Source organism: Mycobacterium sp. NGS67 (genome assembly GCF_059812185.1).
This window is the reverse complement of record NZ_JCALCF010000004.1, coordinates 241,442-266,802: the sequence shown is the minus strand read 5'-3', so window position 1 is coordinate 266,802 and position 25,361 is coordinate 241,442. Positions and strand designations below refer to the sequence as shown.

Sequence of the window (25,361 nt, the reverse complement as noted above, 5' to 3'; positions counted from 1 at the left end):
AGCTGGGACACGAGAGGGTCTCACACGCCTGCGTGGCCGTTACCCGATCGTGTTCTGCGAATGTGACAGACCGCACATTACGGTCAGGTAAACTCGCTGAACCGGAGGGCGGCAACGGAGCCGCGGCCAAGGGGGGAGCGGCGATGAGTGCTCGAAAGTCCAGTGCGCTGGCCGAACTGATGCCACCGGGCCGCGCCATGACGGTCCGCGCCGCCGACGGAACCCCCTTGCACGCCCAAGTATTCGGTCCGCCGGACGGCTACCCGATCGTCCTGACGCACGGCTTCGTCTGCGCCATTCGCGCCTGGGCTTTCCAGATCGCCGATCTGGCAGGCGAATACCGGGTGATCGCCTTCGACCACCGTGGACACGGTCGCAGCGGCCTGCCGCGCCGCGGCGGTTACAGCCTCAAACACCTTGCGTCGGACCTGGATTGCGTGTTGGAGGCGACGCTGGCCCCGCACGAGCGCGCGTTGATCGCCGGGCACTCGATGGGCGGGATGACCATCCAAGCCTGGTCGCAGCGTTACCGCCACAAGGTCGCTCGACGCGCCGACGCCGTCGCGCTGATCAACACGGCCAGCGGTGACCTGCTGCGCCAGATCAAGCTGCTGTCGGTACCGCGGGGACTGTCCCCGGTCCGCGTGATCGCCGGTAGAACGCTGATCAACGCCATCGGCGGGTTGCCGCTGCCCAGCGCGGTCCGGATACCCAGCCAATACATGGTCGCGCTGATGGCGACCGGGGCCGAGGCGGACCCCGGCGTCGTCGAGTTGGTCTACGAGTTGTTCGCCCAGACGTTGCCCGCCGGGCGCGGCGGCTGCGCGCGGATGCTCATCGACGAGATGGGTTCGCGCCACCTGAGCCTGGACGGGCTCACGGTGCCGACGCTGGTCATCGGCAGCAAGCGCGACCGGCTGACACCGATCAGCCAGTCGCGCAAGATCGCCGGCGCCGCCCCCAACGTAGTGGGTCTCGTCGAGCTGCCCGGCGGGCACTGCTCGATGCTGGAACAGCCCGAAGCGGTGAATCAGCAGCTGCGCGGGCTCGCCGAGTCGGTGCGGGCCCGGCACGACCGGATCCGTCTGATCAGCTCATAGCAGCGCGGCCACCTCGGCGGCCGCACGCCGCCCGGACCGCACGGCTCCGTCGAAATAGCCGGTCCATTCGTCGGCCGTCTCGGTGCCCGCCCAGTGGATCGGGCCGACGGGCTTGCGCAGCACTCGACCGTACTTCGTCCAGGATCCCGGCGGCACCGCCGCGGTAGGGCCGCCCGGTGCGAATTCCTCGGTCCCCCAACGGAAATCGGTGTAGTCGATGGGTGTCAGAGCTTCGTCGCCGTACAGCGAGGCGAAGCACCGCAGCGCATCACCGCGACGCTGCTCGAAGGTGAGCGAGTCGAACGCGCGCGGGTCGACGAAGCCCAACAGGATGCCGGGCCCGTCTTGCGGGCTGACATCGAAGGTGATGAACACCGGGCCCTTGTCGAGCAGCGCCGAACCGGAAAATCCCCTGGCCCGCCAGAACGGCGTCTCGTAGGCCGCATACGCCTTGCTGAGTCGGCCCTGCGGCCAATGCTCGGCGAGCTCGGTGTATTCGGGGGGCAGCGGGGGAGTGAATTCGATCGCGGCGCGATGGGCGGGTGGGATCGCGACGATGACGAACCCTGCCTCGGCCTGACCCTGGTCGCTGGTGACGGTCACACCCGAGCCGTGCCGTTCGATGCGCCGCACCGGTGCGTCCAGCACCACTCGATCGCCGAGTTCGGCGGCCGCCCGGTCGGCGATCTGCTGCGTGCCGCCGGGGATGAGGTCCTGCTGTGCGCCGTTTTCGGTGTCCAGCAGTCGGTTCAGGCCGCCGGCCGCGCGTACGTACCGGGCCGCGTGCAGCATGGATACGTCGTCGGGTTCACAGCCCCAGGTGACCCGGGTCATGATCGCCATCAGATCCTGCGAGGATTCGGTGGCACGTACCGCGCGTAGCCACTGACCGAGGGACACACTGTCCAACTGCCCGGCCTGTCTTGCCGTCCACGGCGACGTGACGGGAACCGTGCGGGAGATCCGCTCGAACTGCCATTGCAGGCGGGCGATATCGAGCAGGCCGATCAGCGAGAGCCGGGGAATGGTTCCGCTGTATGCGCGCGCCGCGCCGCGCCAGTGGATCACGTTGTTGCCGTCGTGATAGGTCGGCACCGTCGGCAGCCCGAGTTCGTCGATCAACGCCAGCACGGCATCCTGGGTGGGGCCGACGAACGAACCGCCCCGGTCGATCGGCAGTCCCGCGACCGTGCCGGTGAACGAGCGGCCCCCGACGCGGTCTCGGCCCTCCAACACCAGCACGTCGTGCCCCTGCCGGGTCAGCTCGCGGCCTGCGGTCAACCCGGCGAAGCCGGCGCCCACCACGACAACGTCGACATTCCACGCCGGGTTCGTCACGTCTGTCAGTGAACCGCACGTCAGGGAGCGACCGTCAACCAGTCGGCGAATCCCGACGGGTCGTGGCGGCCCAGTGCCCCGTGCTCGTACAGACCCCAACCTTCCACCGGGTCCGCGTCGCCCTCCCGGCATACCGCGCGCCCCACGTGGTCGATGACGCCGAATCCGGACCGCCCGATGATGGCCGCGTCGGTCATGTCGTAGGTCAGGCGCTCGACGAACTTCTCGCCCTTCCAGGTGCCGTGCAGCCAGTCCGAGTCGCCGCCGTACCCGCCGCCGACGTGAATCGGCACCGGCAGTTTGGACTCGACGTCGAAATGGACGGGGGTGCCGTCGCAGGCGGTGGCGTCGATGGTCGCCCCGGTCGGGATGCGGGTGCCGGAACGGTAGTGGATCTTGACCCGCGGCCAGCCCAGCTGCTCGACCCGTCCGTCGCGCCAGACCCGGGTGCAGTCGTTGAGCGAGCGGAACCCGTTCGGCTCCTCCTGGATGATCAGCACGATCGCGAAGTCCTCGAACGCCATCGGGACATAGAGCCACCACATGCCCTCGAACGGCGGGTCGGCCGGCCGGCCGGCCGGCTCGGCCTCCCCGATCGGGCGGATACCCCAGGACCGGTCGCGGCTGCCGATCCAGGTCGCCGGGTCGACATCGATGGTTTCGCCGTCGATCGCCAGGTGCCCGCTCCAGCTGCCCAGCTGCGCGAACCGTTGGGCATGCAGCGTCACCCGGTTACCGGTCCGCAGGATGTGTGGCTGCTCCTGCACGACGTCGAACAGGCCTTCCCAGGTGAGATCGGCTGCGACGCCTTCTGTTTCGTCGAGCACGATCCGAATCTTGCGTAGCGGCTCGATGACCTCGACCCGGTAGCCGTTGACGTGCTGGTGCAGCCGGTCCTGATCGATGGCGTCCGAAACGTGCACCGCGGTTTGAGTGTCGCCGCGGCGGACGAGCAGGAAGGCGTCCTTGACCCCGAGGTTGGGGTAGTAGCCGATGCCGGTGATCACGAAGATATCGCCGGTGCGGTCGTGGGCGTTGAAGTAGGAACGGTCGTAGAAGTTGCGGTCCGAGGAGCCCGGCCACGCGATCGGCTGCGGGACCTGGTGTACCGGGTATTCGTCGAGTGGGCCGAGCATTATTGCTCCTCTCCGATAAGGCGTTTCATCAAACCGGCGTGATAGAACAGCGACTCCACCTCGTCGGGTTTCTCGGTTTCGCCGAAGTGAATGCGCCGCGCTCCGGTGCGCATGAAGACGCAGGCCCACATGATGCCGCAATACACGTAGAACCACTGCAGGTCGTCGAGTTGCACGCCGGTGAGCCCTCGATAGGTGTCGCGCACGTCTTCCTCGCGCATCACCTGCGGCAGTCCCGGCAGCGTCGCCAACCCGGCAAGTTCCTCGAACACCTTGTGCGCGAATATCATCCACGCCACGTCGAGTTCACGTGGACCCAACGTCACCATTTCCCAGTCCAGCACCGCCACCGGGGCGAAGTCGCGGTACAGCACGTTGCCCACCCGGGCGTCCCCCCACAGCAGGACGGGCTCGCGCTGGTCGGCTCCGGCGGGCCAATTGGCTTGCAGCCATTGGAGACTGCGCTCCACCAACGGCGAACGCCCGATGTCGGGGACGGCGAAGTCGTACCAGGACTTGACCCAGTTGAAATGCCTGCGCAGCGCGGTGTCACCGGTCAGTCCCTCGGCGAGGAAACCAAATGTCTTCTCCGCGTCGGGGATCGAGTGCAGGGTCGCCAGAATCCCTACCGACGCGTCCTGCAGCTTCCGTTGTTGCTCGACCGGCGCGTCGGCGAACCAGTTCCCGCCGAACGTATACGGCATCACATCGGGCGGGACCACGCCCTCGACGTAATCCATCAGAAAGAACGGCGCACCGAGCACCTCGCCGGTGTTCTCGATCCAGCGCACCTGCGGGACCGGCACGTCGGTCAGCTCGCCGACTTGGCGAATGACCTCGAATTGGTGATCGAGGCGATAGGTCGGAAACACCGGAACGTCTTCGTTGGTGGGGGCGACCCGGGCCACTAGCTTCTGTTCCTGCCCGTCCCAGCGGGCGGTCAGGATGATCGTCTCCGATGACATTCCGGTGGAGTCGACGCCGCTTTCTACGGTTATCTCCGGTGCCGTGGGCAATTTCGTCGACAGCCACTGCGACAGCAGCTGCGGAACGGTCGTGGTGTCGCGGCTCGAGCGTTGCATGCGGCCGACATCTTCGACCGCCGGTTCATTGGCCACGGAATGCTTCCTTCGCGAGATAATTACGATACGGTAGGTAGCGTTATGAAAGCAGACGTGCCATCCCTTGACAAGGCCTCCGGCGCCGGCCGGCCGCGGGATCCGCGCATCGACTCGGCCATCTTGGCGGCGACGTCGGAACTGCTTGTGCAGATCGGATATTCGAACCTGAGCCTGGCCGCGGTCGCCGAGCGGGCCGGGACCACCAAGTCGGCACTCTATCGGCGGTGGTCGAGTAAAGCCGAGTTGGTTCACGAGGCCGCCTTCCCGGTCGCGCCGACAGCGTTGGAAACCCCGGCCGGCGACTTCGCCGCCGACATCCGGATGATGATCGAGGCGACGCGCGACATTTTCACGACTCCTGTCGTGCGCGCCGCATTGCCGGGACTTCTTGCGGACATGACCGCCGACCCGTCGTTGAACGCCCGCGTGATGGCACGTTTCGCCGGCCTGTTCGACGCGGTCCGGGTCCGGCTGCGTGAGGCGGTTGAGCGTGGAGAGGCGCACCCGGACGTCGAACCGGGCCGTCTCATCGAGTTGATAGGGGGAGCCACGATGCTGCGAATGTTGTTGTACCCCGAACTCGACGACGCCTGGGTGGACCAGACGACCGCCATCGTCGTGCACGGAGTCAACAGGTGACGGCGATCGTCACGGGCGCCAGCCGCGGGCTGGGCCGGGCGATAGCCGTGGCCCTGGCGGCCGACGGCGCTGCGGTGGCCGTCGTCGGTCGCACCGAGGAGGTCTGGGACGAGCGCCTGCCCGGAACGATCGGCGAGACGGTCGCCGAGATCGAGTCGTCCGGCGGCCGTGCGGTGGCCGTGCGCGCCGACCTGACCGACCGCGACGATGTCGCCCGCCTGGTCTCCGAGGCGCGGGAAGCCTTGGGGCCCATCACCACGCTGGTCAACAACGCGGCCTTCACCGCACCGGGGCGACCGGGTGCGCAGCGTCGCGCCAAAGCACCCAACACCAAGCCCGACTGGCCGGGCTTCGTCAGTGTCCCGTTGGCGGCCTATCGCCGGCACTTCGAGATCTCGATCTTTGCGGCGTACGAACTGATGCAATTGGTCAGCCCGGACATGATCAACGCCGGCGGCGGCTCGATCGTCAACATCACCTCGATCGCGTCGCGGCTGCCCGGCGATGGCCCCTATTCCGACCGCGGCGTCGGAGTGCTCCCTGGATACGGCGGGTCCAAGGCTGCGCTCGAACACCTGACCCAGTGTGCGGCTTTCGACCTCGCCGACTACAACATCGCGGTCAACGCGCTGGCGCCGTCCAAACCGATCATGACCCCCGGCCTGTCCTACTACGCGCGCGACTTCGACGACGTCAGCTCGGCTGACGAATTCGCCCAGGCCGCAGTGCAATTGACGCATGTCGACCCGCGCGTGATCACCGGACGCACCATCGGTCACCACCAGGTGCTCGACGGCAGCTTCACCCCGTTCAAGGTCTGACGTGTTAGGCGGCATGTCGGTCGATCAGTGTGACGGTGATGGCGGCTTCGATTTCGCTGCAGGCTGCGAGCCACCGCGGCCGGGATCGGCCCATAGCCGTCCAGGTGCGCCGCCGCGGCGCCGTCGCCGAGCAATGTCTCGGCGGACATCACCAGGTTGACGGCGACCGGGGCCGGTACCTCGGCAGGACTTCCGGTGACGCGCTCCATGAGAGTGTCGGCCATGACCTGACCTCGGGACCGGCCGTCGAAGGTGGTGTCGGCGGCGCGGCGCAGTGCGGCATAGACCCCGACGCCCTTGGCGACCGGCAAGAGAGCGCTGACGCAGACCATGGTGTCGGGTGCGGGCCGGATCGTCACGGTGCGGTCGGCCTCGGCGTTTGCGGCGCGGTCGACCACCGCACGCGGGTCGAGCCGATAGGCGATGGCTTTGGCCGCCGCCACTATCTTCCGATCACCCAGACCGTCCAAACCGGCCTGATCGGAGCACATTTCGCGGTCCAGGGTGCGCCGCTCCTCGACGTCCAGGCAGGCTGATTCGCGCACGATCAGAGTGGCCCGCCACTCCGAGAGCGCCCCAGCCTCCAGGGCGGCCAGGGTATGGGGCATTTCGTGCACCAACGCGTTGGCAAAACCCAGATGCCGGCTGCCCCGGGCCGGTGAGTCGTGGCGAGCCAGCGCGATCTCGCTGGCCAGCCCGCGGCCCTGTTTGCGGGCAGGTACACCGGCGGCGGCCTCGGCGCTGCGGCGACACGTCGCCAGCGCGGCGGTGAGGCGGGCCTGTTCGGCGGCCGCAGCGCTCTTGCCGAGTTCAAGCGCAGTGATCCGCGCGATCAGCTCGGCCTCCAAGACCTGCTGGTCGCCATCACTTAAACCGGTGCTTCGAACATATGTTCGACTATACCACCGATGTCTGCGGCCGGCACCCCACCAGGAACTCTGGTCGGCGACCGCTCTGGACCCCGGCGTCTCGTCGCGGTTAGCCTTCGGGCTATGGGGCGAGTCGACAAGCCCACGGGACGCGTCCTCACGGTGATCGCCCTGCTGATCGTGGTCGCCGCGGCACTGCGCGGATACCTGCCCGCCCAGCACGGAACGCGCCTGAGGGAAGCCGGCGGAAGTCCCGCGGCGCTGATGTTCCTCGCGGCGGCAATCGCAGCCACGGTCGGCCTGCTGGCGTTCTCGATCATCGCCCGCCTGCGCGACCCGCGCACCGCCGCACCCAGCACCGTCGACCTGTCGGAAATGCTGGGCAAGGACACCGCCCGGCCCAGTTGGCGAATAGTGCTGATCGCACTCGCGGTGATCGTGGCCTGGTTAGTGCTCGCGATCGTGCTTTCCCGCCTCTTCACCCCGCCCGATGTGGGACTGGAAGTGACGCAACCGAAGAATGTCCCGACGACGGGCAGTCCGGGCACCAACCCGCCGGTCAAGCAACATCCACAGCACAAGAACAGCGGCGACATGCTCGGCATCCTGCTTGCGACCGTGCCGGTGCTGCTGATGTTGTTCGTCGGCAGTGCGGTCGCTTCCCGACGGCGAGGAGTCGCACCGGTTGACACCGTCCGCGACGGCGACGCCGCCGAACCCCGGCCGCCGGAGAATGCCTCCGAAACATTGTTGCGCGCAGCAGAAGTCGGACTGGCCGAGATGGCAGATCTCAGCCGCGAACCACGCGAAGCGATCATCGCCTGCTACGCGGCAATGGAACGCGAATTGGCCAACGTGCCCGGCGCAGTCCCCCAGGCGTTCGACACTCCGACCGAAGTGCTGGCTCGTGCCGTCGAACACCATGCGCTGCGTGCCGACAACGCGATGCAACTGGTGAACCTGTTCGAGGAAGCGCGGTTCAGTCCGCACGTGATGGACGAAGGGCACCGTGAGACCGCGGTCCGGCTACTGGAGTTGGTGCTCGACGAGATAACACCTCGATCGGGTCTGCGGGCATGAAAAGGCTTGTGGTAACCGGCGTTTTACTCATCCTGGGAATCGAGGCACTCGCCCTGATCGTGCGCGATCGTGGTTTCGTGCTCGCCGCGACGGGAATTGGCGCGGCCTTGGTCCTGCTCAACATCCGCAGGGTCCTCGGGCACCCGAACGAGCCTGTCGCCGAACCGGACTCCGACGATCCCGGGGACGGGCTGCGCCGCTGGTTGTCCAACACCGAGACGACGATCCGCTGGTCGGAGTCCACCCGCGCAGACTGGGACCGCCACCTGCGCCCGATGCTCGCCCGTCGCTACCAAATGGCCACCGGCCAACGACACGCCAAGGATCCCACGGCGTATAGCGCAACCGGCGAGATGCTGTTCGGCCCGCAGCTTTGGGAATGGGTCGATCCCAACAACGTCGGGAATGCCGACAGCCACCGACAATCGGGACCCGGTCGCGAGGCGCTCGAAGAGATCCTGCGAAGGTTGGAGCAAGTATGACGATGCCCGCGGCGACAACCACCGCCAATTGCGAGGCGGTACTCGACGAGATCGAACGCGTCGTGGTAGGCAAGCGGCCGGCGTTGACGCTCATCTTGACCGCAGTCCTGGCCGGCGGTCACGTCCTGATCGAAGACCTACCCGGGCTGGGCAAGACGTTGATCGCGCGTTCGTTCGCCTCGGCGCTGGGGCTGGAGTTCACCCGCGTGCAGTTCACCCCGGATCTGCTGCCGGCCGACCTGCTCGGCTCGACCATCTACGACATGCAGTCCGGCCGTTTCGATTTCCGCCGCGGACCGATCTTCACCAACCTGCTGCTCGCCGACGAGATCAACCGCACCCCGCCCAAGACGCAGGCCGCCCTGCTCGAGGCGATGGCCGAGGGACAGGTCAGCATCGACGGCCAAACCCACCGGCTGCCCACGCCGTTCATCGTCCTGGCCACCGACAATCCGATCGAGTACGAAGGCACCTATCCGTTGCCGGAAGCGCAACTGGACCGGTTCTCGATCCGGCTGGAACTGCGTTACCTCTCCGAGCAGGACGAGGCGGCGATGCTGCGCCGACGGCTGGATCGCGGTTCGGCGCAGCCGACGGTGAACCAAGTGGTCGACGCACACGATCTGCTGGCGATGCGCGAATCGGTCGAGCAGGTCACGGTGCACGAGGACGTTCTGCGCTACGTCGTCTCGCTGGCCACCGCGACCCGGCACCACCCGCAGGTTTCCGTCGGGGCCAGCCCGCGTGCCGAACTGGACCTGGTTCAACTCGCCCGCGCCCGTGCGCTGCTGCTCGGTCGCGACTACGTGATCCCCGAAGACGTCAAGGCTCTCGCCACCGCCGCTGTCGCACACCGCATCACGCTGCGTCCGGAGATGTGGGTGCGCAAGATCCAGGGCGCTGACGTGGTAGGCGAACTACTGCGGCGGTTGCCGGTTCCGCGGGCCAACGGTGGATCGGTGTGATCCAGACTCGGGAAGTCGAGTTGCGCTGGCGTGCTTCGCAATTGACCCTTGCGATCGCCACCGGCGCCGGAGTGGCGCTGGCGGCCGCCGTGATCAGCGGGCGCTGGCAGTTGATCGCTTTCGTCGCACCGCTGCTCGGGGTGCTGTGCTCGCTGGGTTGGCAGCGGCCGGCCCCGAACGTGCAGGTACACGCGGACCCGGATACCCAACGGTGCTTCGAGGACGAAGACGCAAAGATAACGGTCTGGAGCACAACGGATTCCGAGGACGCGGTCATCGACCTGACGGTATCGGCGCTACCTGGCATGCAACTCGATGTGGTGGATGGCAGCCAGGGAAAATCGGTGACCGCGGTCGCCCATCGGTGGGGGCGCTATCCGATCACGGTTCGCGTGGACATGGTGGCGCGCGGTGGTCTGGTGCGGGGGACCGGGACCGCTGACGTCTCCGCCGTCATCGTATTCCCGCTGACACCACCGCAATCGACGTCGATTCCGCAGACCGAGCTGCTCGATCGGTTGGGTGCCCATCTCACCCGGCATGTCGGTCCGGGCGTCGAATACGCCGACATCCGCCCTTACGTCCCCGGAGACCAACTGCGCGCGGTGAATTGGGCGGTCAGCGCACGCCGGGGCCGACTGCATGTCACGCAACGGCTGACCGACCGCGCGGCTGACGTGGTAGTGCTCATCGACACGTATCGCCAGCCGGCGGGACCCGCGACCGAGGCCACCGAGCGCGTGGTGCGCGGCGCCGCCCAAGTGGTGCAGACGGCGCTGCGTAACGGAGACCGGGCCGGGATCGTTGCGCTGGGCGGCAATCGCCCGCGCTGGCTGGGCGCCGACATCGGGCAACGGCAGTTCTACCGGGTGCTGGATACCGTGCTCGGTGCCGGTGAGCAGTTCGACAACGCCACGGGCACATTGGCGCCCCGCGCCGCCGTCCCGGCGGGTGCGATCGTGTTTGCGTTCTCCACCTTGCTCGACACCGAATTCGCTTTGGCGCTCATCGATCTGCGCCGGCGCGGTCATGTGGTGGTGGCCGTGGACGTCCTCGACGGCTCACCGTTCGAAGGTGAACTCGACCCGCTGGTGGTCAAGATGTGGACGTTGCAACGTTCGGCGATGTACCGCGACATGGCCACCGTGGGTGTGGATGTGCTGTCCTGGCCCGGGGATCGCTCGCTGGAACAGTCGTTGGGCGGGCTGCCCGACCGCCGCCGCCGGATCCGGCGTCAACTGCAGGGCAGGCACTGAAGATGCCGTCGCGCGCACAGAGCATTGTTTCCGCGGCGTTCGGCTTGCTGATGGTGGGATTGGCCGCCGCCGGCTCGCACGGACCGGTGCTGGTGTTGGCGGCTACGGCAGTGCTGGCAGTGGGAGCAGGAACGATAAATCGCTCGGCCGCAACGATTTCCGTGCTGCTGACGGTAGCGGTCATCGTCGGCGCCGATACCCCGCAGGTATTCGCCGCGCTGTCCGGGCTGTGTGCGGCGGGTTACCTGCTGAGCCGTCATCTGGCCACATCGCCGGCGACGCTCGTCGGTGCAGTCGGGTTCACCTTCGTCGGCTTGGTCGCGACGTCGTTCCCGCTGCAACTGCCGTGGTTGCCGCTATTGGCTCCGCTCGCGGTTTTGGCGATCTACGTGGTGGCTACCCGGCCATTTCTGAATTGAGACCGGCCGGGGGCAGGATGTTGGCGCCAGACAGGCGGCGCCGATGTTCAGCCAGCGCCGGTGCGCCGGCACCTCATGCGGAGTAATTTGCTAGCCGCCTTTCCCTGCTCCAGATCCTGTTTGGACACACCGCTGGTATCAAATAATCGCAATTACAAAGGTTCTAGTACGCTCCACCGCGGAACAAAAGGCGGTCGCCCACAACCGAACATCAACTTCAAGGGTCCGGTTCGTTTGACGCCGGTCAGGCGGCAGGCATTGTGCACTCGTCCATGAAGCGAAGCGGTGTGGACGTACCCGGACGACGAGATTCCATTGATTCGCGTGCGGAAACAATTTGCCGAATTCCCGATATCCCGCCTTCGACTTTCCTAGAGTCTTCATGGTGTTCGCGTTAACCGCGATCACTTCGCTCGCCTGCTGCATTCGCCCGTTGAAGGGGGACATCGGTCATGAGTTTCTTCGTATTGCCGCCGGAGATCAATTCGTTGCGGATTTTCGCCGGTGCGGGATCCGCGCCGATGTTGGAGGCCGCAGCGGCCTGGAACGGCTTGGCTGAGGAGTTGGCAACGGCGGCACAATCTTTCGCGTCGGTGACCTCGAGTCTGGCTGGACAGGCGTGGCAGGGTGCGGCGGCGGCGCAGATGGCTGCCGCGGCGGCTCCGTACGCGAGTTGGCTCTCCGCGGCGGCGGCACGAGCGGTGGGAGCGGCCGGTTCGGCCCAGGCCGTGGTGAGCGCATTCGAGGCCGCGCAGGCGGCGACCGTGCATCCATTGGCGGTGTCGGCGAACCGAAATGCGTTCGTGCAGTTGGTGGTCTCGAATCTATTCGGCCAGAATGCGCCGGCAATTGCGGCCGCCGAGAGCATCTACGAGGAGTTCTGGGCCGCCGACGTGGCGGCGATGGTGGGCTACTACAGCGGGGCGGCTGCGGCGGCGTCGCAGTTGGCTTCGTGGGTAACGAGCTTGCCGGGTCTGGGTCAGGTCGCATCCGGAGCCGCGGCCGCGGTGGCGGCGGCGATTCCGGCGATCAACACGGGCTTGGGCAATATCGGTGCGTGGAACCTGGGCGGCGGCAACCTGGGCGACTTCAACCTGGGGAGCGGCAACTTCGGCAGTGTCAACCTGGGCAGCGGAAACATTGGCAACCTGAACTTCGGCAGCGGAAATTTCGGTTCGTACAACTTCGGTTTCGGAAATAGCGGTTACATCAACCTGGGCCTCGGAAATATTGGCCAGTCCAACCTTGGTTTTGGAAATAACGGTTTCGGCAACGTTTTCGGCTTCGGGAACTCCGGCAACGGCAATATCCTTGGCGGGAACCTCGGTAGCACGAATTACGGTAGTGGGAATTTGGGTTCTTTCAACCTGGGTAGCGGCAACCTGGGATTCAACAATATCGGGTTCGGCAACAACGGAAACCTGAACTTCGGCTTCGGCAACAACGGAAACAACAACATCGGCTTCGGGCTCACCGGCGACAACCTGATCGGCATCGGCGCGCTCAACTCGGGTGTCGCCAACTTCGGGTTCGGGAACTCGGGCAACAACAATGTCGGCTTCTTCAATTCTGGTGACGGCAACTTCGGCTTCTTCAACTCCGGTGACGGCAACTTCGGCATCGGCAACTCGGGAAACATCAATACGGGCTTCTGGAATGCGGGCAGCTTAAACACCAGTTTCGGCAATGCCGGCTTCCAAAACTTCGGTCCGGGTAACGCGGGCGACTTCAACATGGGTCTCGGTAATGCCGGCGGTGGAAACGTGGGACTCGGCAACGCGGGATCATCGAATACCGGCATGTTCAACACCGGTAACGCAAATACGGGCAGCGCCAACTCGGGCTACTTCAACACCGGGTACGGCAATTCGGGTTGGACCAATACCGGGTTGCTCAACTCGGGTGACCTGAACACCGGCCTAGGTAGCTCGATCACGCCGGCGGGCGTCACCTCGTCCGGCTTCGGCAACACCGGGTCTGGAACCTCAGGCTTCTACAACAGCGGTGATCTTTCGTCTGGCTTTCAGAACGTCGGTGCCAGCAACAACTCCGGGTTCCATAACTTCGGTGACGGCAACGTCGGCATCAACAATGCGGGCACCAACAATGTCGGTGTCTTCAACACTGGCTCGGCCTCGAGCGGCATCCTGATTTCCGGTACCGGAGGTTCGGGTGTCGGCCACGCCGGCAGCTTCAGCAGCGGCCTGTCGAACTGGGGCAACGGCAGCGCCGGAGCCTTCAACCGCGGCGACGGCCAGGCGGGGATCTTCGGTCCGGCCAGTACGCCCGCGTTCCTGCTCGACCTGGGACCGCTGGCCCCGATCGTCAGTGCAGTGTCCGCACCGGCCGCATTCGGGCTGCCCGCCATCAACACCGGCCTGGGCAATCTCGGCGACTGGAACCTCGGTGGTGGCAACATCGGCAACTTCAACCTGGGCAGCGGCAACTTCGGCAATGTCAACCTCGGTAGCGGCAACATCGGCAACCTGAACCTGGGCAGCGGCAACTTCGGTTTCTACAACCTGGGTAGCGGCAATATCGGTCACACGAATTTCGGCAGCGGCAATAGTTTCGGCATCTTCAACTTGGGCAGCGGTAACTCCTTCGGTGACGGCAACTTCGGCATGGGTAACCGTTTCGGAAGCAACAACCTGGGCAGCGGCAACTCCGGCTCCTCCAACTTCGGCAACGGCAACCTCGGCGGTTCCAACCTCGGCAGCGGCAATCTCGGCTTCGGCAATGTCGGATTCGGAAACAACGGAAACTTCAACTTCGGTTTCGGCAATTTCGGCGATAACAACATCGGCATAGGGCTCACCGGTAATAACCAGTTCGGCATCGGTGCTTTGAACACGGGGCTCGGCAACCTCGGCTTCGGAAACTCGGGCAACAACAACATCGGCTTCTTCAACTCCGGTGACGGCAACTTCGGGTTCTTCAACTCCGGCAACGGCAACACCGGTTTCGGCAACGCGGGCGACGTCAACACCGGCTTCTGGAACGGTGGCTCGGTCAACACCGGCGTCGGCAACGGGGGCAGCTACAACTTCGGTGTCGGCAATGGTGGCAACCAGAACATGGGCATCGGAAACGGCGGCCATTACAACGCAGGCTCGGGCAACTCCGGCACCAGCAACACCGGCGACTTCAACGCCGGCGGAAACGCCGGACTCGGCGGCGGCAACACCGGCTCGTTCAACTCGGGCAGCCTCAACACCGGCTACGGCAACGCGGGCAACCTCAATACCGGTCTGTTCAATGCCGGCGACGTCAACACCGCCGTCGGCAGTAACCTGAACCAGCCCGGAACGACCTCCGGGTTCGGCAATACCGGCACCGGCAGTTCGGGATTCTTCAACACCGGTGACAACGTGACCGGATTCCAGAACGCCAACGGGATCGCCGCATTGCCGTCGTCCGGGTTCATGAACGCCGGCACCGCGCTGGTCGGGTATTTCAACACAGGTACTTACAACGTCGGTTTCACCAACAGCGGCGACAACAACACCGGTATCAACCTGTCGGGCCTCACGTTCAGTTCCGGCATCGGAAATTCCGGTTCGCTCTCATCGGGATTCTTCAACCTGGGCCAAGACAGTTCCGGGGTCGGCAACCGCGGCGACAACCAAGCGGGATTCTTCGGTCAGCCGTAGTCAGTTGCGCTGCGCCGCAACGAATATCACCAAAGCCCGGAAATCCGCCGACGTGCACCCTAGAGTCTGTGGGTACAGGCCGTGGGGGCGATCGCCCGAGCTCACGAGTTCAGGCGATCGGGGTCCGGCCTGGCCTACGTGAATCAGTGCAGCAACTGGCCCGCCTGCGCGGCCAGGTCGAGCACCGGCTGCGGGAAGACGCCCAAGGCGACGGTCACCAGAGCACATGCCGCGATGGCGATCTTGCTCAGAATGCCGGGCTCCGCGACCTGAGGAGTGTGGTCGGTCGGCTCGGTGAAGAACATCGACACGATGACCCGCACGTAGAAGTAGGCGGCCACGCCGCTGGAGATCACACCGATGATCACCAACGGCACCGCGCCACCCTCTGCGGCCGCCCGGAACACCGCGAACTTGCTGATGAACCCGCTCGTCAACGGGATACCGGCGAACGCCAGCAGGAACATCGAAAGCATCACGCCCACAATGGGACTGCGTTGACCGAGGCCGGCCCAGCTGGCGAGCGAAGCGTCCTCCATCCCGTCGGCGTCCCGGATCAGCCCGACGATCGCGAACGCACCGACCGTGCTGAAGCTGTAGGCGACCAGATAGAACAACGTCGCCGACAGGCCGGCGGAGTTGTCGGCGATCACACCGGTGAGGATGAAACCCACGTGTGCGACCGAGGAATAGGCCAGCATCCGCTTGACGTCGGTCTGGTTCACCGCGGTGACGGTGCCGACGGCCATGGTCAGGATCGAGATGCCCCACAGCACCGGCCGCCAGTCGGCGTGCAGCGGCGGCAGCGCGACGTACACGACCCGCACCAGCGCGCCGAACGCGGCGACCTTGGTGGCCGCCGCCATGAACCCGGTGATCGGGGTGGGGGCGCCCTGGTACACGTCGGGAATCCAGGAATGGAACGGGACGGCACCGACCTTGAACAGCAGGCCCACCGCCAACAGCGCGACGCCGGCCAACGCCATCGTCGTATCGCTCTGCGCGGCAAGCGAATCGCGGATACCGGTCAGGGTCAGCGTGCCGGTGGCGCCGTACAGCAACGCCACCCCGTAGAGGAAGAATGCCGACGAGAACGCCCCGAGCAGGAAGTATTTCAGCGCCGATTCCTGGGACAGCAGCCGGCGGTGCCGGGCCAACCCGCACATCAGGTACAGCGGCAGCGACAGGACTTCCAGCGCGACGAACATCGTCAGCAGGTCGTTGGAGGCGGGGAACACCATCATGCCGCCGACCGACAGCATTGCCAGGGGGAACAGCTCGGTCTGCGCGGCCCCGGCCCGCTCCGCTTCGCGTTCGGTGTCGCTGCCGGGAACCGACGATGCCTGCGGGGTAAAGGAATCCAGCCCGGCGGCCACCGCGACCTTGGTTCTGGATGCGACGTGAGCGCTGCGTTCGGCCATGAAGATGACGGCCAACACCGCGACCAACAGCACGGTGCCTTGCAGGAACAGTGCCGGTCGATCCACGGCGATCGAGTCGACCACCGCACTGAGGCCGGACGCGGGGATCGACCTGGCCACCGCGACGACGGCGACGAGAGCCGCGACGAGCCCGCCGAGGGTGAGCGCCACCTGGGCGCCGTATCGGATGCGCCGTGGCAGGAACGCCTCTACCAACACACCGGCGATCGCCACACCGAAGACGATGAACATCGGTGACAGCAGGAAGTATTCGACGTGCGGGGCCTTGATCATCGGTGCGGTCCTTCGGCTCGCCGGGTTGCGCCGGTCATGGGCACCGTGGGCGCGGGATCATGCTGGCCGATGGTGCGCATGGTGTTGTCGACGGCGGGGTTGACGACGTCCAGTACCGGCTTGGGGTAGACCCCGAGCACCAGTAGCAGGGCGATAAGCGGTGCGACGACGATCATTTCGCGGCCCGCCAGGTCGCGGATCTTGTCGTTGCCCGCGGCCACCGGGCCGGTCATCACCCGCTGATACAGCCACAGCATGTAGATGGCCGCCAGCACCAACGCCGTCACGCCGAACGCCGCGGCCAGCCAGTAACGGTTGAAAGTGCCCAGCAGGACCAGGAATTCGCTGACGAACGGGGCCAGGCCGGGTAGCGAGAGGGTGGCCATGCAGGACACCAGGAACGTGCCCGCCAGGATCGGGGCCACCTTCTGCACGCCGCCGTAGTCGGCGATCAACCGGCTGCCGCGACGGGAGACCAGGAAGCCGGCGATCAGGAACACCGCCGCGGTGGAGATGCCGTGGTTGAGCATGTAGAGCGTGGACCCGCTCTGGCCTTGGCTGGTCATCACGAAGATGCCGGCGATGATGAACCCGAAGTGTGAGATCGAGGTGTAGGCGATCAGGCGCATCATGTCGGTCTGACCGATCGCCGCGATGGCGCCGTAGATCACCCCGATGATGGCCAGCGTCACGATCACCGGCCGGAAATATGTTGAGGCGTCCGGGAACAACTGCAGGCAGTAGCGCAGCATTCCGAAGGTGCCGACCTTGTCCATCACCGCCGTGATCAACACCGCGGTCGCCGGGGTCGACTCGACCGCGGCGTCGGGCAGCCAGCGGTGGAACGGCCACAGCGGCGCCTTGACCGCGAACGCGAACATGAATCCCAGGAACAGCGCCTTGAAGACCGCGGGGTCGACGTTGCTGTAGCGGCCCCACTGCACGCCGGTGACGATCTCGCGGAAGTCGAAGGTGCCGCCGCCCCCGTGCTGCGCGGTCACGATGTACAACCCGATCACCGCGGCCAGCATGATCAGCCCGCCGAACAGGTTGTACAGCAAGAACTTCACCGCGGCGCGGGAGCGTCCGGCGCCCTGGCCGAACCCGCCGATCAGGAAGTACATCGGGATGAGCATCGCCTCGAAGAAGACGTAGAACAGCAACACGTCCAGCGCCACCACCGAGATCAGCACCATCGATTCGATGGCCAATGTCAGCGCGGCGTAGGCGTGCACGCCGCGCGGGCTGTCACCCCCGTCATTCCAGCCCGCGATCAGCAGCAGCGGAATCAGCACCGTGGTCAGCAGCACCAGGATCAGCGCGATGCCGTCCACACCCAAGGTGTAGCCGGCGCCGAAAGCCGGTATCCACTCATGTGATTCGACGAACTGGTAGGTCTTGCCGCCCGGCTCGAAACCGATCACGACGACGAGCGACAGCGCCAGCGTCGCAATGCTGACCACCAAACCCGTCCACTTGGCCAGCCGCCGCAGACCCGGGGGGAGCAGGATGATCAGCACCGAACCGGCCAGCGGCAGCAGCCACAGTGCGCTCAGCCAAGGAAAGTTCACCACAGGTTCACCGCCAACAACGCTCCGGCCAACACGGCCGCGCCCAACAGCATCGACAACGCGTAGTTACGGGCGAAGCCGGTTTGCATGCCGCGCAGGCGATTCGACGTTCGGCCCACCAACGCGGCCAGCGCGTTGACCGACCCGTCCACACCGGCATTGTCGACGGCGACCGTCGCGTGCGTCAGTTGCGCACCGGGGCGCATGAAGACCTCCTCGTTGAAGGCGTCGCCGTAACCGTCGGCCCGCGCGGCCGTCGTCAACACCGACACCTGAGCCGGAGCCACCCGCGGGATCTCGGCCTTGCCGCCGTACCTCCGGTAAGCCACCGCGATGCCGACCACCACGACACCGAGGGCCAGTGATGTGCTGACCCAAGCCGGTATCGCGTGCCCGGCCTCTTCGTGCGCGCCGACCACCGGCTCGAGCCAGTGCTTGAGCGTGCCGCCGATGGCGAACAAGGCGCCGGAGAACACCGAACCGAACGCCAGCAGGATCATCGGCCCCGTCATCAACGCCGGCGCTTCGTGCGGGTGCGACCCAGGCGCCCAACGCTTCTTGCCGAAGAAGGTCATCAGCATCACCCGCGTCATGTAGAACGCGGTGATGCCGGCGCCCAGCAGGGCCGCCCCGCCGAGGACATAACCGCGGACGCCACCGGAACCCAGCGCGGCCTCGATAATCGCGTCCTTGGAGAAGAAGCCCGCGAACGGCGGCACACCGATGATGGCCAGGTATCCGAGCCCGAAGGTGATGAACGTGACCGGGAGAGCCGAACGCAGCGCGCCGTAGCGACGCATGTCCTGCTCTTCGTGCATGGCGTGAATGATGGAGCCGGATCCGAGGAACAGCCCGGCCTTGAAGAAGCCGTGGGTGAGCAGGTGCATGATCGCGAACGCGTAACCCGCCGGGCCGAGGCCGGCGGCCAGCACCATGTAGCCGATCTGGCTCATCGTCGACGCGGCCAGGGCACGCTTGATGTCGTCCTTGGCGCAGCCGATGAATGCGCCCAGCATCAGGGTGACGGCGCCGACGATGACGACGGCGAGTTGCGCGCCGGGAGCCAGGTTGAACACCGGGTTGGACCGCACGATCAGGTAGACACCGGCGGTCACCATGGTGGCGGCGTGGATCAGCGCCGACACCGGGGTGGGGCCTTCCATCGCGTCGCCCAGCCAGGCCTGCAGCGGAACCTGGGCGGATTTGGCGCAGGCACCCAGCAGCAACAGCAACCCCATCGCGTTCAGCACCCCGGTGCTAGCCGAGTGAGCGTCGGCGAACACGCCGCTGTAGGACACCGTGCCGAAGGTGGCGAACATCAAGAACATGGCCAGCGCCAGGCCGGCATCCCCGACCCGGTTCATCACGAACGCCTTCTTGGCCGCCGTGGCCGCCGACGGCTTGTGGTACCAGAAGCCGATCAGCAGATACGACGCCAGGCCGACGCCTTCCCAGCCGACGTAGAGCAACATGTAGTTGTCCGCCACCACCAGCAGCAGCATCGAAGCCAGGAACAGGTTGAGGTAGCCGAAGAATCTGCGACGATCGGGATCTTCGGCCATGTAGGCGACCGAATAGATGTGGATCAGCGATCCGACGCCGGAGATCAGCAGTACGAAACACATTGACAGCTGGTCGATCTGCAGCCCGAAGTCGACTTGCAGACCACCCACGGGAATCCAGCTGAACACGGTCTGGTGGATGGTGCGGTCTTCGGCGGCACGACCCAGCAGGTCGGTCAGCAGCGCCACGCCGACACCGAACGAGGAAAGCGCGGCCAGGGTGCCCAGCCAATGTCCCCAGGCGTCGGTGCGCCTACCGCCGAACAGCAGAATGGTGGCACCTGCCAGGGGGAGCGCCACCAGCAGCCAGGTGTAGTGAATCATCTTGGCGTGTCAGCCTTTGAGTAGATTCGCGTCGTCGACCGACGCCGATTTGCGGGCACGGAAAATCGTCATGATGATGGCCAGGCCGATCACCACCTCGCACGCGGCGACCACCATCGTGAAGAACGCGATCATCTGCCCGTCCAGCTTGCCGTGCATGCGCGCGAAGGTGACGAACGCGAGATTGACCGCGTTGAGCATCAGCTCGACGCACATGAACATGACGATCGCGTTGCGCCGCAGCAGCACACCGGAAGCCCCGATGGTGAACAGCAGTGCCGAAAGGTAAAGGTAGTTGGCCGGATTCACGATCGGGTTCCCTTGACGGATTCGGGGGACGGGGTTTCGAGTCCGTCGGCACCGCGGGTGCGCAGGATCTTCGAGACCGACAACTCCGAGTAGGAGCCGTCGGGTAGCAGCGCGGCCACGTCGACGGCGTTGTGCCGCGCGTAGACGCCCGGGTTGGGCAGCGGAGTCGCGCGACCGCCGGGACGGAAGCGTTCCTCGGCGAGTTCGCGCTGGGTCTTGCGGCGCTCGAACCGCTCGCGGTGCGCCAGGATCATGGCCCCGACCGCGGCGGTGATCAGCAACGCGCTGGTGAGCTCGAACGCCCACAGGTAGCGGGAAAAGATCAGTGCGGCAAGGCCTTCGACGTTGCCGCCGGAATTTGCAGCGCTCAGACCGGAAAAGCCGCCGGTCGCCACGTTGCCGATCGCCGCGATCAGCAGGACGCCGAATCCGACGCCGGTCGCCACGCCGGCGATCCGCTGTCCGCGCAGTGTCTCCTTCAGCGACTCGGCTGAGTCGACGCCGATCAGCATCAGCACGAACAGGAACAACATCATCACCGCGCCGGTGTACACCACGACTTGAACGACGCCGAGGAACAGCGCGTCCTGGGCGATGTAGAACACCGCCAGGATCAGCATCGTCATCGCCAGATACATCGCCGAGTACACGGCGTTGACGGCCAGCACCACGCCGAGTGCGCCGATCAACGCCACGGTGCCCAGCACCCAGAACATCACCGCTTCGCCGGTGGAGGTGCGAACAAGCGCGTCGGCCGCCAGATAGCTGATCACCGGGCATCCCCGACTTCCTGGTTCTGCCGCAGACCGTTCGCGGTCACGTTGCCCAGGTAGTAGTCCTTGTCGGTGGCGCCTTCGGTCCTGGGATGCGGCGGGGCCAGCATGTCCTGCAACAGCGGGGCCAGCAGGCGGTCTTTTTCGTAGATCAGGTCGGCGCGATTGTCGTCGGCCAGCTCGTAGTCGTTGGTCATGGTCAGCGCCCGGGTGGGGCAGGCTTCGATGCACAGGCCGCAGCCGATGCACCGCAGATAGTTGATCTGATACACCCGCCCGTAGCGTTCACCCGGCGAGAACCGCGCCTCCTCGGTGTTGTCGGCCCCCTCGACGTAGATCGCGTCGGCCGGGCAGGACCAGGCGCACAACTCGCAGCCGATGCATTTCTCCAGCCCGTCGGGATAGCGGTTGAGCTGATGACGGCCGTGGTAGCGCGGCGCGACCGGGCCGGGCTTCTCCGGATATTCCTCGGTGATGTTCTTCTTGAACATCGAGGTGAACGTCACCTTGAATCCGGCCAGGGCGTCCAGAATTTTAGCCACGTGCCGTCTCCTTGCTCGCACCAACTGGCTGTTCGAGTTTCTTCAAGGGCAGCGGCGGAACGGGGAACGCCGGTTCGGCCGGGCTCTCGTCGAGTTCCCTGCGGCGGCGCCGCTCTCGTGCCCGCGGACTGGGCGCGCTGAACGGCTTACGCAGCGTCAGCAGCAACACCACCCCGACGACCAGGCTGCTGACCACCAGCAGCGTGGTCCAATGCTCGAATCCCTGATTACGCGACCAGCGGATGACGGCTGCGATCATGATCCAGCCCAGCGAGACCGGGATCAGCAGCTTCCAGCCCAGCGCCATGAACTGGTCGTACCGGAATCGGGGCAGCGTGGCCCGCAGCCAGAAGTAGATGAACAGGAACAACCACACCTTGGCGGTGAACCACAGCAGCGGCCACCAACCGTGGTTGGCCCCGTCCCAGAGATTGATCGGCCACGGGGCGTGCCAGCCGCCCAGGAACATGGTGGCGGCCAGCGCAGAGACCGTCGTCATGTTCACGTACTCGGCGAGCATGAAGATCGCGAACTTCAGCGACGAATACTCGGTGTGGAAACCCGCGACGAGTTCACCCTCGGCTTCGGGCAGGTCGAACGGCGCCCGGTTGGTCTCGCCCACCATCGAGATCAGGTAGGTCAAAAACGACGGCAGCAGCAGGAAGATGTACCAGACCCGGTCCTGGGCGGCGACGATCTGTGACGTCGACATGGTGCCGGCGAACAGGAACACCGCCGCGAAGGACAACCCCATCGCCACCTCGTAGGAGATGACCTGGGCGGTCGAGCGGACACCACCGAGCAGGGGATAGGTCGACCCAGACGCCCAACCGCCCAGCACGATCCCGTACACCCCGATCGCCGACAGGCCCAGGATGAACAGCACCGCGACCGGAAGATCGGTCAGCTGCAACGGAGTCCAGTGGCCGAAGACCGACACCTCGGGACCCATCGGAATGAAAGCGAACGCGGTGAACGCCGGAATCGCCGAGATGGCCGGTGCCGCGAAATACACGAACCAGTCGATGCCCTTGGGGGTGATGCTTTCCTTCAGTGCCAGCTTGACGCCGTCGGCCAGGCTCTGCAGCGTGCCCCACGGTCCCGCCCGGTTCGGCCCGGGCCGCAACTGCATATAGCCCAGGATCTTGCGTTCCAGCAGGATGCCCACCAGCACCGTCAACACCAGGTACGCGAAGATGAAAAGCGCCTTGCCCAGCACCAGCCACCAGGTGTCGTGTCCGAAGGCGCCCAGTCCGGTCATTCTCCCGCTCCGATCTTGACGACGCTGCCGATCGTCACGCCCAGCTCTCGGTGCACCGCCGAACCGGGTGAGTTCAGTGGCAGCCACACCACCCGGTCGGGCATGTCGGTGACGTTGAGCGGCAACGTGATCGAGCCGCGTGCGGTACTGACGGTGACGGATTCGCCGGCGGCGGCACCGATCTCGGCCGCGGTGGCCGGCGACAACCGAACCTCGGGTTTGCGCGCGGTTCCGGCCAGATGCGGCTCGCCGTCTTGGCCTCGACCGGCGTCCAGCAGCAACCGCCAACCGGTCAGCACCGCTTCCCCCGCGCCGGGTTGTGCGGGTTCGCCGGCCTCGACGCGCGGCGCGGCGGCGTGCTTACCGTCCCAGCTGCCCAGTGCCGCCAGTTCTTCGCGGGCCGACTCGACGCTGGCGCAGCCGAGGTAGATGCCCATCTCGTCGGCCAGGGTGTCGAGCACCCGGTGGTCGGATTGCCCGGCCTGCAGGGTGGTGCCGCGGAAGACGGGTTCGAAGCCGCGGTAGCGACCTTCCCAGTTGACGAATGCGCCGGCTTTCTGCGTGGTGGGCGCGACCGGGAACACCACGTCGGCCCGCTCGGTGACCTCGCTGTGCCGCAATTCGAGGCTGACGACGAACGGCGCCGCGTCGAGTGCGTTCAAAACCGCGGCCGGGTCGGCGAAGTCGCCGGGTTCGATGCCGCCGACGAGCAGGGCACCCAGTGTCCCGTCGGACGCGGCCGCCAGGATGCCGTCGACGTCTCGCCCTGGGGTGGAAGGCAATTCGTCCACGTGCCAGGCAGCGCGGACCTGGTCGCGGGCGGCGTCGTCGGCGACGGGACGTCCTCCGGGCAGCAGTCCTGGCAGGGCCCCGGCTTCCAGCGCGCCGCGTTCCCCGGCGCGCCGCGGCACCCAGGCCAGCCGGGCGCCGGTGGCGTCGGCCAGTCGGGCCGCGGCAGACAATCCGCCCGGCACGGTGGCCAGACGTTCCCCGACCATGATGACCGCGCCGGGCGTGCTGAGCAGGTCACCCAACTCTCCGGTCGCCAGGCCGTCCAGCGCCTGCGGTTCGGCGCCCGGCGCGGTCTGCAGCAACCGGCCCGACATCTTCTTCAGCGACCGGGTGGCGAACGGTGCGATGGCGTACACCGGGACGTTGTTCTTGCGCGCGCCCTTGCGCAGCCGCAGGAATACCGAGGGCGACTCGTCTTCGGGCTCGAATCCGACCAGCAGAACCACCGGCGCCGACTCCAGGTCGGAGAAGCTGACCGTGATCGGGCGCCCGGCGATGCGCGCTGCCAGGAAATCGGTCTCCTCGGCCGAGTAGGGCCGGGCGCGGAAGTCGATGTCGTTGGTATTCAATACAATTCGCGCGAACTTGGCATAGCCGTAGGCGTCCTCCCAGGTCACCCGTCCGCCGACCAGCACGCCGGTGTTACCGCGCGCGGCTTGCAGTCCCTGTACCGCCGCGACGATCGCGTGCGACCACGACGCCGGCACCAGCTCCCCGGAGGAGTCCCGGATCAGCGGCGTGGTGAGCACGTCGCGTTGGGTGGCGTAGGTGAAGGCCCAGCGGCCCTTGTCGCAGATCCATTCCTCGTTGACCTCGGGGTCGTCGCCGGCCAGCCGGCGCATCACCTTGTTGCGGCGGTGGTCGGTGCGCTCGGCGCAGCCCCCCGCGCAGTGCTCGCACACGCTGGGGCTGGAGACCAGGTCGAACGGCCGGGCCCGGAACCGGTAGGAGGTCCCGGTCAGCGCGCCCACCGGGCAGATCTGCACGGTGTTGCCGGAGAAGTAGGAGTCGAACGGTTCGTTGGCGTAGATGCCGACCTGCTGCAGCGCGCCGCGCTCCTGCATGTCGATGAACGGGTCGCCGGCGATCTGGCTGGAGAACCGCGTGCAGCGCGCGCACAGGATGCAACGTTCGCGGTCCAGCAGTACCTGGGAAGAGATGTTGATCGGTTTGGCGAAGGTGCGTTTGGGGTCGGTGAACCGAGATTCCGCGCGGCCGTTGGACATTGCCTGGTTTTGCAGCGGGCACTCGCCGCCCTTGTCGCACATCGGGCAGTCCAGGGGATGGTTGATCAGCAGCAGTTCCATCACGCCGTGCTGGGCCTTGTCGGCGGCCGGCGAGGTCAGCTGGGTGCGCACCACCATGTCGTCGGTGCACACGGTGGTGCACGACGCCAGCGGTTTGCGTTGACCTTCCACCTCGACCAGGCACTGGCGGCACGCGCCGACCGGGTCGAGCAGCGGGTGGTCGCAGAACCGGGGGATCTGGATGCCCATCAGTTCGGCGGCGCGAATCACCAAAGTGCCCTTGGGGACGCTGATTTCGACGTCGTCGATGGTCAGGGACACCATCTCCGGCTGAGCCAGGCCGTCGCCGGTCTTGTTGGTCGCATCAGAGGTCGTGGTCATCGGGA

General features: G+C 66.1%; 19 protein-coding genes and 4 pseudogenes. 11 read left to right on the top strand and 12 right to left on the bottom strand.

Features of this window, described 5'->3' with window-relative positions; translation table 11 throughout:
- Nucleotides 1–143 precede the first annotated feature (143 nt).
- Entirely contained in the window at nt 144–1,100 is a 957-nt protein-coding gene (locus AC5Y4D_RS05615; protein WP_499946958.1) for an alpha/beta fold hydrolase, read from the top strand.
- Here AC5Y4D_RS05615 and AC5Y4D_RS05610 read toward each other — a convergent pair.
- From AC5Y4D_RS05610 to AC5Y4D_RS05600, 3 genes are read right to left on the bottom strand one after another with little or no spacing between them, the layout of a single operon-like run.
- Entirely contained in the window at nt 1,095–2,438 is a 1,344-nt protein-coding gene (locus AC5Y4D_RS05610; protein ID WP_499946959.1) for a flavin monoamine oxidase family protein, read from the bottom strand. The genes AC5Y4D_RS05615 and AC5Y4D_RS05610 overlap by 6 nt on opposite strands.
- A gap of 20 nt (nt 2,439–2,458) precedes the next feature.
- Nucleotides 2,459–3,574, bottom strand: coding sequence for an Rv3169 family protein (locus AC5Y4D_RS05605; protein ID WP_499946960.1), 1,116 nt, complete (start codon nt 3,572–3,574; stop codon nt 2,459–2,461).
- Nucleotides 3,574–4,692, bottom strand: a complete 1,119-nt coding sequence (locus AC5Y4D_RS05600; RefSeq protein ID WP_499946961.1) for a phosphotransferase family protein — start codon at nt 4,690–4,692, stop codon at nt 3,574–3,576. Before AC5Y4D_RS05600 ends, AC5Y4D_RS05605 begins: the two co-directional genes overlap by 1 nt.
- A 45-nt stretch (nt 4,693–4,737) precedes the next feature.
- Between AC5Y4D_RS05600 and AC5Y4D_RS05595 the strand changes: the two genes are divergently transcribed.
- Both AC5Y4D_RS05595 and AC5Y4D_RS05590 read left to right on the top strand, forming a co-directional pair.
- Nucleotides 4,738–5,334: a TetR/AcrR family transcriptional regulator gene (locus AC5Y4D_RS05595; RefSeq protein ID WP_499946962.1), complete on the top strand. Its 597-nt coding sequence runs from the start codon at nt 4,738–4,740 to the stop codon at nt 5,332–5,334.
- Nucleotides 5,331–6,155, top strand: a complete 825-nt coding sequence (locus AC5Y4D_RS05590; RefSeq protein WP_499946963.1) for an SDR family NAD(P)-dependent oxidoreductase — start codon at nt 5,331–5,333, stop codon at nt 6,153–6,155. The genes AC5Y4D_RS05595 and AC5Y4D_RS05590 overlap by 4 nt, the downstream gene beginning before the upstream one ends.
- Nucleotides 6,156–6,214: 59 nt before the next feature.
- Here the strand turns inward: AC5Y4D_RS05590 and AC5Y4D_RS05585 are convergent.
- A pseudogene (locus AC5Y4D_RS05585) lies at nt 6,215–7,003 on the bottom strand (DUF222 domain-containing protein); the annotation flags it as partial.
- Between the two features lie 144 nt (nt 7,004–7,147).
- Here AC5Y4D_RS05585 and AC5Y4D_RS05580 point away from each other — a divergent pair.
- From AC5Y4D_RS05580 to AC5Y4D_RS05545, 8 genes and pseudogenes are all read left to right on the top strand, one after another.
- Nucleotides 7,148–8,104 (top strand): DUF4129 domain-containing protein, encoded by a 957-nt coding sequence (locus AC5Y4D_RS05580; RefSeq protein WP_499946964.1) that lies wholly within the window; start codon nt 7,148–7,150, stop codon nt 8,102–8,104.
- Entirely contained in the window at nt 8,101–8,586 is a 486-nt protein-coding gene (locus tag AC5Y4D_RS05575) for a hypothetical protein (protein WP_499946966.1), read from the top strand. Before AC5Y4D_RS05580 ends, AC5Y4D_RS05575 begins: the two co-directional genes overlap by 4 nt.
- Nucleotides 8,583–9,551, top strand: coding sequence for an AAA family ATPase (locus tag AC5Y4D_RS05570; RefSeq protein ID WP_499946967.1), 969 nt, complete (start codon nt 8,583–8,585; stop codon nt 9,549–9,551). The genes AC5Y4D_RS05575 and AC5Y4D_RS05570 overlap by 4 nt, the downstream gene beginning before the upstream one ends.
- Nucleotides 9,548–10,807: a DUF58 domain-containing protein gene (locus AC5Y4D_RS05565; RefSeq protein ID WP_500036606.1), complete on the top strand. Its 1,260-nt coding sequence runs from the start codon at nt 9,548–9,550 to the stop codon at nt 10,805–10,807. Before AC5Y4D_RS05570 ends, AC5Y4D_RS05565 begins: the two co-directional genes overlap by 4 nt.
- A gap of 2 nt (nt 10,808–10,809) precedes the next feature.
- Nucleotides 10,810–11,226 (top strand): hypothetical protein, encoded by a 417-nt coding sequence (locus AC5Y4D_RS05560; RefSeq protein ID WP_499946969.1) that lies wholly within the window; start codon nt 10,810–10,812, stop codon nt 11,224–11,226.
- Nucleotides 11,227–11,678: 452 nt separating this feature from the next.
- Nucleotides 11,679–12,225 (top strand): annotated as a pseudogene (locus tag AC5Y4D_RS05555) (PPE family protein); the annotation flags it as partial.
- Between the two features lie 8 nt (nt 12,226–12,233).
- Nucleotides 12,234–13,133: pseudogene (locus tag AC5Y4D_RS05550) on the top strand (hypothetical protein); the annotation flags it as partial.
- Between the two features lie 357 nt (nt 13,134–13,490).
- Entirely contained in the window at nt 13,491–14,879 is a 1,389-nt protein-coding gene (locus AC5Y4D_RS05545) for a beta strand repeat-containing protein (RefSeq protein ID WP_500036621.1), read from the top strand.
- 143 nt (nt 14,880–15,022) lie between these two features.
- On the opposite strand, the gene nuoN is transcribed toward AC5Y4D_RS05545, so the two are convergent.
- From nuoN to AC5Y4D_RS05505, 8 genes and pseudogenes are all read right to left on the bottom strand, one after another.
- Nucleotides 15,023–16,594 (bottom strand): NADH-quinone oxidoreductase subunit NuoN, encoded by a 1,572-nt coding sequence (nuoN, locus tag AC5Y4D_RS05540; RefSeq protein ID WP_500036605.1) that lies wholly within the window; start codon nt 16,592–16,594, stop codon nt 15,023–15,025.
- Nucleotides 16,591–18,168 (bottom strand): NADH-quinone oxidoreductase subunit M, encoded by a 1,578-nt coding sequence (locus tag AC5Y4D_RS05535; RefSeq protein ID WP_499992741.1) that lies wholly within the window; start codon nt 18,166–18,168, stop codon nt 16,591–16,593. The genes nuoN and AC5Y4D_RS05535 overlap by 4 nt, the downstream gene beginning before the upstream one ends.
- On the bottom strand, nt 18,162–20,051 hold the full coding sequence (gene nuoL, locus AC5Y4D_RS05530; RefSeq protein ID WP_499946393.1) for an NADH-quinone oxidoreductase subunit L: 1,890 nt from the start codon (nt 20,049–20,051) through the stop codon (nt 18,162–18,164). The genes AC5Y4D_RS05535 and nuoL overlap by 7 nt, the downstream gene beginning before the upstream one ends.
- Nucleotides 20,052–20,060: 9 nt before the next feature.
- The gene (gene nuoK / locus AC5Y4D_RS05525) at nt 20,061–20,360 is read right to left on the bottom strand and encodes an NADH-quinone oxidoreductase subunit NuoK (protein WP_055580875.1); all 300 of its coding nucleotides are present in this window, start codon (nt 20,358–20,360) and stop codon (nt 20,061–20,063) included.
- Nucleotides 20,357–21,133 (bottom strand): NADH-quinone oxidoreductase subunit J, encoded by a 777-nt coding sequence (locus tag AC5Y4D_RS05520; RefSeq protein WP_499946392.1) that lies wholly within the window; start codon nt 21,131–21,133, stop codon nt 20,357–20,359. Before AC5Y4D_RS05520 ends, nuoK begins: the two co-directional genes overlap by 4 nt.
- Nucleotides 21,130–21,684, bottom strand: a pseudogene (gene nuoI, locus AC5Y4D_RS05515) (NADH-quinone oxidoreductase subunit NuoI); the annotation flags it as partial. The gene AC5Y4D_RS05520 and the pseudogene nuoI, both read right to left, overlap by 4 nt.
- On the bottom strand, nt 21,668–22,927 hold the full coding sequence (nuoH, locus tag AC5Y4D_RS05510) for an NADH-quinone oxidoreductase subunit NuoH (protein ID WP_500036620.1): 1,260 nt from the start codon (nt 22,925–22,927) through the stop codon (nt 21,668–21,670). The pseudogene nuoI and the gene nuoH, both read right to left, overlap by 17 nt.
- Nucleotides 22,928–22,932: 5 nt before the next feature.
- On the bottom strand, nt 22,933–25,356 hold the full coding sequence (locus AC5Y4D_RS05505; RefSeq protein ID WP_500036604.1) for an NADH-quinone oxidoreductase subunit G: 2,424 nt from the start codon (nt 25,354–25,356) through the stop codon (nt 22,933–22,935).
- Nucleotides 25,357–25,361: the final 5 nt, after the last annotated feature.

What these genes read in the sequence shown, in the direction of transcription:
- AC5Y4D_RS05560 (WP_499946969.1), top strand. Translation starts at nt 10,810, where the DNA reads ATGCCGTCGCGCGCACAGAGCATTGTTTCCGCGGCGTTCGGCTTGCTG.
- AC5Y4D_RS05580 (WP_499946964.1), top strand. Translation starts at nt 7,148, where the DNA reads ATGGGGCGAGTCGACAAGCCCACGGGACGCGTCCTCACGGTGATCGCC.
- AC5Y4D_RS05605 (WP_499946960.1), bottom strand. Translation starts at nt 3,574, where the DNA reads ATGCTCGGCCCACTCGACGAATACCCGGTACACCAGGTCCCGCAGCCG.
- AC5Y4D_RS05505 (WP_500036604.1), bottom strand. Translation starts at nt 25,356, where the DNA reads ATGACCACGACCTCTGATGCGACCAACAAGACCGGCGACGGCCTGGCT.
- AC5Y4D_RS05575 (WP_499946966.1), top strand. Translation starts at nt 8,101, where the DNA reads ATGAAAAGGCTTGTGGTAACCGGCGTTTTACTCATCCTGGGAATCGAG.
- AC5Y4D_RS05570 (WP_499946967.1), top strand. Translation starts at nt 8,583, where the DNA reads ATGACGATGCCCGCGGCGACAACCACCGCCAATTGCGAGGCGGTACTC.
- AC5Y4D_RS05615 (WP_499946958.1), top strand. Translation starts at nt 144, where the DNA reads ATGAGTGCTCGAAAGTCCAGTGCGCTGGCCGAACTGATGCCACCGGGC.
- nuoL (WP_499946393.1), bottom strand. Translation starts at nt 20,051, where the DNA reads ATGATTCACTACACCTGGCTGCTGGTGGCGCTCCCCCTGGCAGGTGCC.
- nuoN (WP_500036605.1), bottom strand. Translation starts at nt 16,594, where the DNA reads ATGATCAAGGCCCCGCACGTCGAATACTTCCTGCTGTCACCGATGTTC.
- AC5Y4D_RS05595 (WP_499946962.1), top strand. Translation starts at nt 4,738, where the DNA reads ATGAAAGCAGACGTGCCATCCCTTGACAAGGCCTCCGGCGCCGGCCGG.